Here is a 14595-nt window from a genome sequence, read left to right on the forward strand (position 1 = left end):
GCTGAATCTATGCTGGCGCATCCGGGACTGTAATAGGAGCCTGTACAATGGACTCCTTAGTTCTTTCCAATTCACTCATCTACCACAACATAAATTTCTCATTATTGATCCATATTAAACAGCCAACCGGTTTAATTTTTGCAACTTTTTGCTCGTACCATTCAGCAAAGGATGCAATTGATGCCATATCAGAGAGTTATATTTCTATCCGTCATTTTTAACACTTTGTGTGGATGTGTGGGTTTGCAAACTGCGAATGAAACTGCGTCGCAATTTGACCATATTACCAACAGTTACGTTGTTTATGATATTAAAACCCACAATGCTTTTTCTGATATGGATCAGATCAAAAAGGAGATAAATAATAGCGGTATCACTCTATACACTCCTGATTATCTTAATGGGTTTACATTCTTGATCATCTCACAAATCACTTTTTTAAGAAGTGAGGTTAACCAAAAGTCAGTAGCCAATATATCAACAACCATAGAAGGAATAGCTGATGAAGAATTTGCTGACTTAGTTATGTCATTTACAGAAAAAGAACTTAGAACCAATTCAACCCGTGGTACTCGATTCTATGATTTGACTAACTTTAATGCCAATCATGAAAGATTCGCAGTGATTGTATATGACGAATACACACTCACCCGGTTTAAATGGCCAAACGAACAAGTGTTACAAGATGCAGTGTCATTTAGCCTACTTCATGAAGTTGGCCATGCCCTTGCTGGTGTTAAAGGGTCGCCTGTATACGACTATATTTCTCAAGATACAACAGTCGATGAAGACACTCTAAGGTATTATATGGAAACCTATGCGGATATCTTTGCTGCTCAATTCGCATATTCTGATTTATCACATGCAAAGGCGTCTCAATTATTACTGCATATGATTGGCTTTAGGGCAAAGACATTAACGAGTTTTACACATGATACTAGTGACGTACTGATAGGCTTCAGAAAAAAAAGGGATAGCCAAGGCTACCCCAATGATTGACGTCAAATTACGGGAAGTGTTTATGCAATATGGAGTTTATAAATTTAAAGAAGAAGTTCAGTCAGTGTCATTGCTGTCCTATCTTGGACAACTGGAATTGCATCATTGATATCAAGGTTCATCTGATTCGCAGTAGTTACAATGCGTGTTTCATGAACCAGCCAATTGAAGTTTTCACCACGCTCAATGCTACTAACACGTGTTGATGCAACCGTGCTGTTGCTGTTTGATAATGATGAAGCATTGGCTGAAGCAGAGCGTGTTACGCTCTTATCACCATCTAGAGGGCGTTCACGGACCTGAACATCAAGTACAAATGTAAAGTAGGTGTCCTCAATTAAAGTATCAGCAAGGAAACCTACAGCTGCCACGGCAAGCCCAGCGCCTGCAGTTGAACGACCATCTGCACCTAGTACAGCCGCTGTTGAAGCACCGATAAGTGCTCCTTCAAACCCTGAAGATAAATAGCCATATGCTTCTTCTTTCGATGTATTTTTAGCTTGGATAACAGAAGCATTGATCATCATGTTTGCCTTATCAGGGTCGTCAGTAACAACAAACCCTTCAAGGGCAAGCTGACTTTTCAGCTTCTGCATAGTATCGCGTCGCATATTATTACCAGTCAGATCTCTCACACTGATATATACGATACGTTTAGCCGGAGCTACAGGTTCTAGTACCACCGCGCCAGCAACCTGAGATTCAATTACTAAATCTTGTTTTGTCATTGCAGTTTGCATTGCACCACAGCCAACTAATAGTGTAACCATTGTGCCAATGACAAGTCCTTTCATCATATTCACAGTTTTCATTTTTTTTCCTTTTTATTTTTTCCCGTATTCAGGTTTAATTAAGTATTGTTGTTTTAGTGTTTTTATTTATTCATGAAGGTGACTTTGATTCAAACCCAAACCGTCATTTTTATTTTTTTTCAAAGGTAATTGTGAGCTTTAGCTTATTTAGTGATAACTAAGTGGAATAAAGATCATCACTTTCAGGCCGTATCGCGCATAAGTAAAGTATGTCCTTTATCAGTAAGTAAAATATAACATTGATTTAAAAGCAATTATTCGCACCCTCGACCTTTTGTTACGAATGAGCGGTACATCATTTTATGAAACAGAATAAATTGATTACTTAAGGTATGAGAGGTTAGATCAATATGAATAATTTTTTAATTATGGATTATCTTTAATTTCTGAGCATATTAACATTACTGATATATTTTTAATCTAAATGACAGCAACGAACTATATTAATTTCACTCATAATCTTCCAGATATGTTTGGATTTATACTCCCTAGCCACTTATGACTAAATAGCTGTTCCTAATATTAGCTCTTTCAATAAATTGAGCTCAGTCTAAATTGTGCTATCCGAACAGTTACTGCAACAAAATCCACCCATGCAGAGGACTGAACTATGGCCATTATAGTGCCGATTCCTCATCCTTAACGTTAAAGAATGCGCAATGAGATTCAATCGACACTAGATAAATTTTCTGCACGTCGCTGGTTACCTGTTGCTTGCATTATTTGGTGGCAATATACATAAGAACTCTTTATCAGGAACCCACACCACGCCAAGAAGATAAAATAATGAAGAAATAAGAAAACACAGTATCACTAAAGTGGAGGTGGTATTATTGCGTAATAATTGGTTGACCATGATACTTTTTATACGTAACTCATTGATTATTAAATGAGCCACACCACCAACATCTATTTCGCTGGTGGTGTGACTTTTAAGTCAATACACTTTTTTATTTAATCCTTCCTGACGATGCCAGCAAAGAGCGTGTTTCGATGTTTAAGCTGAATCGTACCCCCTAACATGTACATAGAATCATAAATCTCGATGAATAAGTTACCTGTCGAGTGCTCGTCGGTCACACACGTTGATTCCTGAATAATAACGTCGTAGTTCAACTGATCTTCATTACCCAATCCGAAGTTCAATGCTTTTGCAGTAGTTATGCATCGCCCCTGCCCGGTGATGGTAAAGGTGTTATTTCCATTGTATGTATAGAACATATCATTGGTCGGTACTGAGTACTTTTTATCAAGTAACTCATCTCCACCAGTATGGCCTTGGGTCTTCCCGTAAAGGACAACATCCGATTCGGTTTGTTTATGGATTATCAAGGTAACTATTTGCCGTGGTAAACGATTAACCTTGGTAACCGTGATGTGCCTTGGTAACCATTATTGCAACGACTTAGCCCCATACCACTTCTACAATACCCTCTTACTTTTAGCTGGCTGAGCAATTAGCCAGTTACACCTATCCGTGTAGTTCGTCGCATTTTCGTCAACCAATCGTTAGAAAAGCGCTAATTTGCTATACCCATAAGCCTTTTATCGTAAAAAATTCGTAACAATAGTACGTCACAAGCTGCATTTACGACTTCACTCAACCAAAAACTATACCGGATACACAACAACTGGAGTTCCTTGGGAGCTGCAGTGTGGTAATGACACGAATTAATATCAACTATTTGGGAAGGTCACTTGGCGCAAGGTTCACACATTCAAGACTTTTACGATCGGGTGATCTCCCTTTCAGGAAAGTCACACGGTTTAAGGGCAACCTGTGAACAAATTTGCAGGAACCTACTGTTGAGCTTTTCCGTGCAAGATGCCACCTTGGTCGTCGTAGACGGCTCTGAATGGAAAATACTGCTAACCGTAGATAATGCAGGGATCAATTACCAATCCCCACCAATTGAATACCAAGAAACCAAGATATTTCCATTTGATCAGGTCACTCAAGCCGTGCGGTTACAAGTGGCTACTATTCGCGAGCTAAACAATACCTACCGCCTTTATCTCCCCTTAGAAAGGCGTTCGACGATCATCGGCTGCTTCATTGCCGATTTTCCCCAAAATAGGGTATCCAAACAATTTAAAGCCAAGGACTTCAGCTTTCTGGGTGTTTTACTTGCCTCTGAACTCAGTACCTCGATGACTGATGCCATCATCCAAGATAAGCACAGCAGCTGGCGTATTGCTGAGCGGGAGCTCAAAATTCGTCAGCACGAACAGCACAGCTTGCAGAAACAGCTCCAAGCCCTGCATGACATCTCATTCAGGCTATGGCGTGCCGACTCGCTCAACAGCATGCTCTTTACTGCTGTTGATGAAGCCAAAAAGCAACTCAACATCGACAGGATGGCGATATTCCTGTTCAAACCTGGCAACCGAATGCAAGGTACTTATGGTACCGATGTTCATGGGAATACAGTCAATGAGCATTATTTTGAGACGGAAATTCCTGACCTGTGGTTTTCGGTAAATCCACTACAGAAAAACGAAGAATACTTAGCAATTGAGGAAAACACCCCGTTGTACCATAACCTCATGGTGGTCGGATTCGGCTGGAGTGCCTATATAACTTTGTGGGATGAAGATACGCCGATTGGCTGGATAGCCTGTGATAACTTACTCAGTGGGATGCCGCTGCCGACCCATTTGCACCAGTTACTCAAGCAATTTGCCTTCATTGTCTCCCAACACTTGGTCAGACGCCAAGCTGAAGAGAAACTTATCCAGCTCAATACCGAACTGGAGCTAAGAGTAGCCGAGCGAACCCAAGCTTTGCAGCAGGCCAACGAAAAACTAGAAAAAGTCTCCCGCGAAGACTCACTAACTCAAGTGGCCAATCGCCGTCAGTTTGATGAACGTTTTTTTGATGAGTGGCGACGGGCCGAACGACATAGCCTACCAATTTCGCTACTGATTATTGATGTCGACCACTTCAAGGACTATAACGATAGCTTCGGCCATGCTGCGGGCGATCAGTGCTTAAAAATGATTGCTGCGACGCTGGCCCCTTTAGAGCGACGGGCAGGCGCGCTTTTTGCCCGCTACGGCGGCGAAGAGTTTGTCTTGCTACTGCCTGGCCAAGACCAACATGCGGCGCAATATGCGGCCGAACGGGCACTGGAAGCCATCAGGGAGCTCGCTCTACCGAGGAGAACACAAAATAGCGACACTACCGACATTGTCACCATCAGTATTGGCGGATGCACTCTCACGCCTTCGGACAATAATTCAGCCGATACCTTCTTCAAACTCGCCGATAATGCACTATATGAAGCCAAATCCTGCGGCCGTAATCAGCTATTCATGAATAACTACATTAACGATTTTAATCACGAGTTACTTCCCTAGTCCGTTTTTTTCGGAGCACGACGACGAGGGGAACGGACTTTACCAGAAGAAGAGCTTCTCGTTGGCGACTTACCGCTACCTTTGCTATAACGGCGCTTCTTAAATGGTTCTGGTGACTTCAAGTCACGTAGGCTCTGGGGAACCTCACTGGTTTTCACCTTTTCCATCAATTGTGTGACCTGCACTTCCAGCGCATCCATGAAAGGCTTGTAAGCGCACTTTTTATCGGCCATATCCTGCAACTGGTGCTCCCAGTGTGCCGTCATATCCGGATAAGTCGCCTCATTTGGCAAGGCATAGATCAAGCCTTTGCCCGCCTCTGTCGCGTGGATGCTTTTGCCTTGGCGCATCAATAGCTGCCTTTTAAACAGAATATCGAGGATCCCGGCTCGGGTAGCTTCCGTACCCAAGCCATCGGTATCGCGAAGAATTTTTTTCAACGAACTGTCAGAGACAAAGCGGGCGATCCCCGTCATCGCCTGTAACAAGGTTGCTTCAGTAAAGGCTTTTGGCGGTTCGGTCATCTTGTCCAGGATCTCACCATCACGACAGGTTAGTACCGTTCCCTTTTCAAGCGGGGGGACTTTATCAGCCAAATCGGCCTCTTTATCTGTCGGTTCATCCCGCCCCAGTAATGCACGCCATCCAGCTGACATCAACTGTCGACCGCGCGCAACAAACAACCCACCAGCTATCGTGAACTCCAACTTGGCTTCGCTGTATATCGCAGCCGGGTAAAACTGCATCAAGTATTGCCTTGCGATCAGCTGATATACCTTCTGCTCACCGCCACTTAGGCTCGCGCTATTGACTGATTTAGGGGTCGGAATAATCGCGTGGTGGGCATCGACTTTTTTATCATTCCAGGCTTTTGATTTCAGGCTGGTATCGGCCCCTTCAACCGCATTCAATAGTTTGCTATCGGTGTTAGCAATCGCTTGGCAAACATCCCCGGCCTGCTTGAAATGATCCATTGGCAGATAGCGGCTATCAGAACGTGGATATGTGATAACTTTGTGCTTCTCATACAATGACTGACATGTTGCTAGGACATCAGCCGCACTCATACCAAAACGCTTAGCGGCATCAATCTGAAGGGCCGACAATGAATACGGTAAAGGCGGTGCCTGACGGGTTTCCTTGCGCTCGGACGCTGTGACTTCTGCTGGCTGGCCTTTTATTCGGCTGACCACGTTTTCACAAAGCTTGCGGTTGAGTATCCGGCCATCTTCATCCTGCCAAGGCTTGCACGATTCACTCGGTTTCCACCTCGCACGGATCTCCTGCTGCTGGTATGGGATCAAGGCAAAAAGCTCATAGAAGGGTTTAGGTATGAAGTTGGCAATATCATCATCGCGACGGGTAACCAAGCCCAGTACCGGCGTTTGTACTCGGCCAACAGATAGCACCCCTCGGTAACCTCCTTTTTGGCCAAGCAACGTATAAGCACGAGTCATGTTCATGCCATACAGCCAGTCGGCACGGGAGCGGGCCAGTGCCGATACTGACAGCGGAATAAAATCGCGGTTGCTACGCAGTTTCCCCAGCGCACGCTTCACTGCGGCAGGGTTGAGATCGGAAATCAATAGCCGCTGCATCGCCGCTTTTTTTCCTTGGGCTAAATTGACGTAGTCAATCACCTCATCCACTAACAGTTGGCCTTCTCTATCCGGGTCACCCGCGTGGATCACTTCCCCAGCTTGCTTGCAGAGCTTCCTTACCACTCCCAACTGCTTCTTGGCTGTTTTACGGGGCGTCAACAGCCACTGCTGCGGCACTATCGGCAAGTCGAGGATATTCCACTTTTTGTATTTCTCGTCATACGCATCCGGCTCGACTTGTTCGAGTAAATGGCCGATACACCAAGTGACGATATCACCGTTGCCCGCTTCAATATAACCGTCATGGTTCTTGTGGGGCCGAGGCAACACGGCGGCAATGGCACGCCCGAGGCTGGGCTTTTCTGCAATATATAGACGAGACATAGTTGGAATTCAGTTGAATAACGTTGGCAAGTATTGGCTGAACTATAAGAAAAAACTGCGGTGAGAACAAGAAAATACTGGATATAGATACAGGTTGACGTTGTGAAAAAATAGCCCAGTCACTGGTGCTGGGCTTGTACTTATGAGCTTAAGCGCAATTTTCTGCCAACCAAGCTTTAACATCGGCATATTCGCCACGATAGGCAATGCGCTCTGCCTTCTTGCTTAGCTGGTAGGTGTACATCGGATCGTAATACTGCTCGAGCAGCAAGCTAAGCCAGTCATAATGACCTGACAGTTCACCACTGGACTGCATGACCTTAATAGCCTGCTGCTGTACCAGTAGCAACTTCTCGTAGCGCTGGTAGCCAAGGCGCTTGCGGATACTGAACATACCGTGCTCAAGGTACTGGGTAAAACGCTCCCAGCCCTCTTGCTCGCCGAATTCAGTACAGAAATCACGTTGCATCTTAACCACGTAGTCGTCCAGCAATCGTTCCAGTCGGACATCGAGTGGATCATCAACAATCGCTATCGGTGCAGCCTTCATCGCCTGGACAATAGGCAAAGGCACGCCGACCGATCCGATGATCTTCCCTTCATCTTCATAGACAAAGTGCGACACGCCCGCTGCTTGCTTCTTAAGCATGGATATCGCCAGCACATTTTCGAAATTAATCTGGGTACGCTGAGCTGATACATAGCGGCCAAATGACGAACCACGATGATTTGCTGCGCCTTCCAAATCGATCCCATTGGCAAGCTCATTGACCATGATCGTCTTGCCACAACCAGTATTACCACCAATCAAGGTCATCGGTTTGGTGGCTACATCATCGATAGTCTCGATCAAGAAGCGTCGCAGCGCCTTGTAGCCACCCTCGATAAACGGATAATCAATACCCGCTTCTTTCAGCCACTGCTGGGTAATACGCGAACGTAAACCGCCGCGGAAGCAATACAGATAGCCGTTTGGGTTAGCCTCACAAAATGCTTTCCACTGCGCGACTCGCTCGGCTTTAACCTCGCCGTTGATCAATTCATGGCCGAGGGCAATCGCCGCTTCCTGACCTTGTTCTTTGTAACATGTCCCTACCGCTTTACGCTCTTCGTCCAGCATCAAAGGGAGGTTACGGGAAGAAGGATAAGCACCTTGTACAAACTCCACCGGCGCACGCATATCCATCAGCGGCGTATCGTTGATTAACAACTGGCGGAAATCTTGGCAATTAGGGCGAGACATACTTAGCAAATCTCAATCAGTACAGTGTCATCGGCTGCAGCTGCAACCAGCTCGCCAATAGCATTGAGTTCAATGTCATGTTGCTGTGCCAAGGCTTTGACCTCGGCCTCCGCATTAGGTGCGACAGCTAATAGCAGACCACCAGATGTCTGGGGATCGCAAAGCAAGGCTTTTTGCTGATCGGTCATCCCCCCCAAACGGTGGCCGTAACTAGCAAAATTGCGCCCGGTGCCACCTGGTACACAGCCTTGCTCAATATAATCAAATACGCCCGGAAGGCTCGGTACCTGTGCAAAATCAAGCTTGGCTTTCAGACCGCTACCTTCACAAATTTCATTGAGGTGCCCCATCAAGCCAAAGCCAGTCACGTCAGTCATGGCTTTCACGCCTTCTACGTTAGCAAAATCAACACCGGGTTTGTTCAATTGACACATCCAGTCACGAGCCAAACCACGGTGTTCATCAAGCAACTTGGATTTTTTCTCTGCGGTTGTCAGCACACCAATACCAAGTGGCTTGGTCAAATAAAGCTGACAGCCCGCTTCCGCTTGGTTGTTACGCTTGACGCGATCAGTATCGACAATACCGGTTACCGCCAAGCCGAAAATAGGCTCCGGTGCATCAATCGAATGGCCGCCCGCCAATGAAATTCCTGCTTCACGGCAAACGGCACGCCCACCTTCAATCACCTGCTGAGCAATTTCTGGCGCCAATACATTGATCGGCCAACCAAGGATAGCAATAGCCATGATAGGTTTACCGCCCATGGCGTAGATATCGCTAATTGCATTGGTTGCCGCAATACGGCCAAAGTCATACGGATCATCAACGATAGGCATAAAGAAGTCCGTGGTACTGACCACTGCCGTACCATTGCCGAGATCGTATACCGCGGCATCATCCTTACTTTCATTACCCACTAGCAGATTAGGGTCGGCAAACGGAGCGAACTGCGTTCGTAGAATAGTATCAAGAACTTGAGGAGATATTTTACAACCACATCCTGCTCCGTGGCTGTATTGGGTTAGGCGAACACTTTCCATGACACGCTCCGGTAAATTGACAAGAGCAATAAATTCTACTCCTGCTGCCAGATCCTGTCATCAACCTGGATCAAAAAGGGGAAACCTATTGGCTTCCCCTTTCAATCAATATAATAGCGGCTATAGGTATTCAACAAATTGGCTGAGATCCCGCCCCGGCGCTTTAGCATCACGGCATCCCGGGGTCCCCAGGTACAGAAAACCGACAATCATATCATCACCCTGTACCCCCAAAGCCTGCCTCACAACAGCATGATAGGCCCATTTACCGGTACGCCAAAATCCGGCAAAGCCCTGAGCGACCGCCGCTAGTTGCATCGCCTGTACCGCGCATCCTGCCGATAAATGCTGTTCAATCACTGGCACCTTGTCATGCTCAGAGACTTTAGCAACTACCGTTATGACCATCGGTGCTCTGAAAGGGGCTTTACTCGCTTTTTGCAAGGTAAGTTCATCAGCCCCCTCACTATTCGCGGCTTCAACAAAGATATCGGCAAGCTTTTGTCGACTGTCGCCTTGAACACCACCCTCATGAGACACAATGAACCGCCAAGGCGTCAGACCGGCATGGTCCGGTGCTCGCAGTCCTGCACGGAGAATGGCGTCCAATGCTTCTCCCTGTGGCGCGGGTGCCACCATTTTGGGCAGCGACCGACGGTTGAGCAATAAGGTAAGTGCGTCCATAACAACCTCGTAAAAATCAGTAGTCACAATAGACGGTAGCATAGTTTGTTCAAACTAAATCCATTAAGAATGAATGGGCTATTGGCACTCAAGACAACAAAGGGGGGATCTGTACGAGTGTCAATGCAATTTGTACATTTCAGAAAAAGCGCTGGGTACGCTTTTCTCGGTACCCAACTTCTTTTGCTGTTCCTATTGCCCCGAGCCTATGGCCGCTCTTGCCAAACGGGTTCCTACAACTTCGCTGCCAGCTCAACACCTTGGCGGATCACCCGTTTGGCGTCAACCTCACCAGCGACATCAGCGCCACCAATCACATGGACATTGATGTTCTTGGCCTTGAGCGCATCAGAGAGCTCATCGACAGACGTCTGCCCAGCACACAGTACAATATGATCGGCATCCAATACCCGCGATTGGCCTTCGACAGTAATGTGCAACCCTTCATCATCAACCTTCTCGTAGCCCACCCCACTGAGCAGCTCAACCCCGCGCTTTTCCAACACTTTCTTGTGGATCCAACCCGTGGTTTTACCCGGCCCTTTACCCATTTTGCCCGGACGACGCTGCATCAACCACACCTGTCGCTGGCTTACATACTCTTCATGGGGATACAAACCACCAGCATGCTCAATCGACTTGTCAATTCCCCAGTCTTTCAGCCAGTCGTCCAAGTTTTGGTGCTCAGGCTCTGTCAGCATCGTAGACACATCAACACCGATCCCACCAGCACCAATCACAGCCACTCGCGAACCCAACTCTACCTTGTCTCGGATCAGGGTTTGGTAATCAATCACCTTCTCATGGTCAATACCCGGAATAGGAGGACGGCGTGGTTGAACACCTGTCGCGACAATTACTTCATCATATCCGCTCAGTTCATCAACCGAAGCCGCTTGCCCTAACTTCACATTCACGCCAGTTTGCTCAAGACGACGACTGAAGTAACGGATTGTTTCCTTGAATTCTTCCTTACCCGGGATCTGCATCGCAAGATTGAACTGTCCGCCAAGGTGATCATTCTTCTCGAACAAGTCGACGTCAAAGCCCCGTTCGGCAGCAGCAACTGCCGTCGCCATGCCAGCAGGCCCTGCTCCGACAATCGCAATACGTCGCTGACTCGCTGTCGGAGACAATACCAATTCCGTTTCGTAGCACGCCTGCGGGTTAACCAAACAACTGGCCCGCTTACCAACAAACACGTGATCCAAACAGGCTTGATTGCAACCAATACAAGTGTTGATGTCATCTGCCCTGTCTTGTTCAGCTTTCACCACAAAATCCGGATCAGCAAGGAACGGCCTAGCCATCGACACCATATCGGCTTGGTTACTAGATAAAATGTCTTCGGCCACCTGCGGAGTATTAATCCGGTTACAGGTCACCAAAGGAATCGAAATTTCAGACTTAAGCTTTTCTGTCACCCACGCGAAGGCCGCTCTTGGCACTTGGGTAGCAATAGTTGGGATCCTTGCCTCGTGCCAGCCAATCCCGGTATTAAGGATCGTTACACCAGCTTGTTCTAGTTGCTTAGCAAGCAACACCACTTCTTCATGGGTACTGCCCTGCTCGACCAAATCGAGCATCGACAAGCGGAAAACAATGATGAAGTCACGGCCAACCCGGGCGCGAACCGCTTTGACCAATTCAAGCGGGAAACGCATGCGGTTTTCATAACTCCCGCCCCACTCATCATAGCGATGGTTCGAACGCTTACAGATAAACTGGTTGACTAGGTACCCTTCCGACCCCATCAACTCAACCCCGTCATACCCCGCCTCTCGAGCCAGCTCTGAACTGCGGGCAAAGGCCTCTATGGTTTTTTTAATTTGTCGGGTACTCATTTCCTTGGGCGTAAATTTTGAAATAGGCGCCTTAATTGCCGACGCACTGACGGCAAAAGGATGCATGGCATAACGACCGGCATGGAGCAATTGCAAGGCTATTTTCCCACCCTCTTGATGCACGGCATCGGTGATCACCCGGTGCGCCCTGGCGGCGCGACCCGAACTGAACTCGGCACTTAGCGGGTGAAGACGACCGCGAAAATTCGGAGAGAAACCGCCGGTAACAATGAGCCCGACACCGCCCTTGGCCCTGGCAGCGTAGAAAGCAGCTAGTTTTTTGAATCCATCGCGGGATTCTTCCAGGCCAGTATGCATCGATCCCATCAACACACGATTACGCAATTGAGTGAAACCAAGTTCTAGCGGCGCTAACAGATGAGGGTAAGATTTATCGTCCATGGCTTCCATTCTTTATATAGTTATGGTCTGACCAGTATACGAATCAGGCAAACATATTTCAAACAATCGTTTACATAAACGCAACAATATATTGATTTGGATCTAACTATTCGTAAGAATAATGCATCGACATATTGATCGATAACTATCCTGCATTTGTTTAGCTAAACGGTTCACCCAATACGATTAATTACTGTAATTACTTGATTACTCGGTTAGCATAGAACTAAACCATTATTATTACGTCCAATCTTATATAAATTGCGAAACAAGCAGGCCAAAGGCCATTGCGAAAAATCAGGAACCTTCATGAAAGTGATCTTTAAAGGAATTGGAAAACTCTTCCGTTGGGTATGGAAACTAATCAGCTTTACTCGTCAGCTGATCATCAACCTACTTTTCCTCATTATCATCGGTGCGCTTTTCTTTGCCTTTACCGAAAGCGGTAAAGAACCAGAGTTACCGGAGCAGGCAGCATTAGTCTTAGACCTTTCAGGGCCGATCGTCGAACAGCGTACCAATACAAGCCCGTTAGATAGCCTCACCAGCAGTGCCTTTGGTAATGAGCAGACACAAGAAAACGTGTTATTCGACATTGTCGACACCCTGCGTACCGCAGCCACTGACGAGCGTATTACTGGACTGGTCCTCAATCTCCGTGATATGCAAGAGACTAACCTGACCAAACTCCGCTATATCGCCAAGGCGCTAAAGGAGTTCAAGCAATCAGGCAAACCGGTTTATGCCATTGGCGATCATTACAAGCAAAGCCAGTACTACCTGTCGAGCTTCGCCGATAAAGTTTTCATGTCACCTGATGGCGGTGTGATGTTAACCGGTTACGGCAGCTATACCCTTTACTACAAGACTCTGTTCGAGAAACTGGACGTCAATACCCATGTCTTCCGTGTTGGCACCTACAAATCCTTTGTCGAACCTTACACTTTGGACGGCATGTCTGACGAAGCCCGAGAGGCAAACACCGCATGGCTCAACCAGCTTTGGGGCGCTTACACTTCTGACGTTGCCAGTAACCGCCAGATTGAAGCCAGCACACTGACACCTGAACTTGATCAGTTTGTAACCGAGCTGAAAAGTGTCGACGGTGACTTTGCTCAACTAAGCAAAAAAATGGGCTTAATCGATGAACTCGTCAACCGTCCGCAGCTTCGCCAGCAACTCGTCAACGCCTTTGGCGAAAACGACGACCACAGCTTCAATCAGATCAGTTACTACGATTACCAGCCTACAATTGGTGATATCCAGCTGCCGAGCGACAACCAAATTGCTGTTGTGGTAGCCAGTGGTGCCATCATGGATGGCACCCAACAGAGAGGCAACGTCGGTGGTGACACTACGGCAGCCCTGCTGCGTGAAGCCCGCCTTGATGACAAGGTTAAATCTGTAATTCTTCGTGTCGATAGCCCAGGAGGCAGTGCCTTTGCCTCGGAAGTGATCCGCAACGAAGTTGATGCACTAAAAGCGGCTGGCAAACCTGTTGTGGTCTCGATGTCGAGTGTCGCAGCATCTGGTGGTTACTGGATTTCGGCCTCTGCTGACAAAATCATGGCCCAACCAACCACGATCACCGGTTCGATCGGCATTTTTGCCATCCTGACCACTTTCGAGAAAGGATTGGAAAAAATGGGGATCTACAGCGATGGTGTTGGCACGACCCCATTCTCGGGCGTCGGGGTTACCCGCGAGTTACCGCAGGGCATTGCTGACATCTTCCAGCTTGGTATCGAAAATGGCTACCAGCGTTTCATCGGTTTGGTTAGCCAATACCGCGATATGACTCTTGAGCAAGCAGATAGCGTTGCACAAGGTCGAGTGTGGACAGGTAAAGATGCCCTTGCCCTTGGCTTAGTTGACGAGCTTGGAGACTTTGATGATGCCATCGCCAGTGCCGCTGAACTGGCGACGCTAGGGGACGACTACGAGGTTCGTTGGATGGCCAAGCCATTGAGTACTGCAGAGATGTTCATACAGCAATTCAGCTCTGAAGTTAAGGTATTCTTCCACCAACTGGTGTGGGGTGAGCTGCCTGAAGCAATGCAACCTGTCACACAAAAAGTAGTAACAGATCTCTCCACCCTTGGTAACTTCAACGATCCAAAAGGGCAATATTCCTTCTGCGTAAACTGCCCAGAACTATAAAAGTGAGATCAGCCCGGCGTCACCGGGCTTTTTTTACGCTACATACACCGTATAATGCGCCCA

The 14595-nt window shown here is 47.2% G+C and carries 10 protein-coding genes; 3 read left to right on the plus strand and 7 right to left on the minus strand.

The window, feature by feature from the left end; all coding sequences use genetic code 11:
- Nucleotides 1-180 precede the first annotated feature (180 nt).
- Nucleotides 181-999 (plus strand): ImmA/IrrE family metallo-endopeptidase, encoded by an 819-nt coding sequence (locus tag ACVA53_RS07265; RefSeq protein ID WP_446504809.1) that lies wholly within the window; start codon nt 181-183, stop codon nt 997-999.
- Between the two features lie 44 nt (nt 1000-1043).
- On the opposite strand, the gene traT is transcribed toward ACVA53_RS07265, so the two are convergent.
- Together traT and ACVA53_RS07275 are read right to left on the minus strand one after the other, a co-directional pair.
- Nucleotides 1044-1811, minus strand: coding sequence for a complement resistance protein TraT (traT, locus tag ACVA53_RS07270; protein ID WP_446504810.1), 768 nt, complete (start codon nt 1809-1811; stop codon nt 1044-1046).
- A gap of 954 nt (nt 1812-2765) precedes the next feature.
- Nucleotides 2766-3143, minus strand: coding sequence for a hypothetical protein (locus tag ACVA53_RS07275; protein WP_446504811.1), 378 nt, complete (start codon nt 3141-3143; stop codon nt 2766-2768).
- A gap of 474 nt (nt 3144-3617) precedes the next feature.
- Between ACVA53_RS07275 and ACVA53_RS07280 the strand changes: the two genes are divergently transcribed.
- A complete protein-coding gene (locus tag ACVA53_RS07280) occupies nt 3618-5171 on the plus strand; it encodes a GGDEF domain-containing protein (protein ID WP_255040040.1) in 1554 nt (517 codons plus the stop codon).
- Here ACVA53_RS07280 and ACVA53_RS07285 read toward each other — a convergent pair.
- The 5 genes from ACVA53_RS07285 to ACVA53_RS07305 all read right to left on the minus strand — a co-directional run bounded on the left by ACVA53_RS07285 (nt 5168) and on the right by ACVA53_RS07305 (nt 12372).
- A complete protein-coding gene (locus ACVA53_RS07285) occupies nt 5168-7156 on the minus strand; it encodes a DNA topoisomerase III (protein WP_255040041.1) in 1989 nt (662 codons plus the stop codon). The genes ACVA53_RS07280 and ACVA53_RS07285 overlap by 4 nt on opposite strands.
- A gap of 148 nt (nt 7157-7304) precedes the next feature.
- On the minus strand, nt 7305-8399 hold the full coding sequence (gene mnmH, locus ACVA53_RS07290) for a tRNA 2-selenouridine(34) synthase MnmH (protein ID WP_255040042.1): 1095 nt from the start codon (nt 8397-8399) through the stop codon (nt 7305-7307).
- A gap of 2 nt (nt 8400-8401) precedes the next feature.
- Nucleotides 8402-9442, minus strand: coding sequence for a selenide, water dikinase SelD (gene selD / locus ACVA53_RS07295; protein WP_255040044.1), 1041 nt, complete (start codon nt 9440-9442; stop codon nt 8402-8404).
- 120 nt (nt 9443-9562) lie between these two features.
- The gene (locus ACVA53_RS07300; RefSeq protein ID WP_255040045.1) at nt 9563-10126 is read right to left on the minus strand and encodes an NAD(P)H nitroreductase; all 564 of its coding nucleotides are present in this window, start codon (nt 10124-10126) and stop codon (nt 9563-9565) included.
- 233 nt (nt 10127-10359) lie between these two features.
- Entirely contained in the window at nt 10360-12372 is a 2013-nt protein-coding gene (locus ACVA53_RS07305) for an NADPH-dependent 2,4-dienoyl-CoA reductase (RefSeq protein WP_446504812.1), read from the minus strand.
- Between the two features lie 309 nt (nt 12373-12681).
- Between ACVA53_RS07305 and sppA the strand changes: the two genes are divergently transcribed.
- Complete coding sequence (gene sppA, locus ACVA53_RS07310) at nt 12682-14532, plus strand: signal peptide peptidase SppA (RefSeq protein WP_255040047.1); 1851 nt, start codon at nt 12682-12684, stop codon at nt 14530-14532.
- Nucleotides 14533-14595 lie beyond the last annotated feature (63 nt).

The organism is Photobacterium sp. DNB23_23_1, from assembly GCF_052873815.1.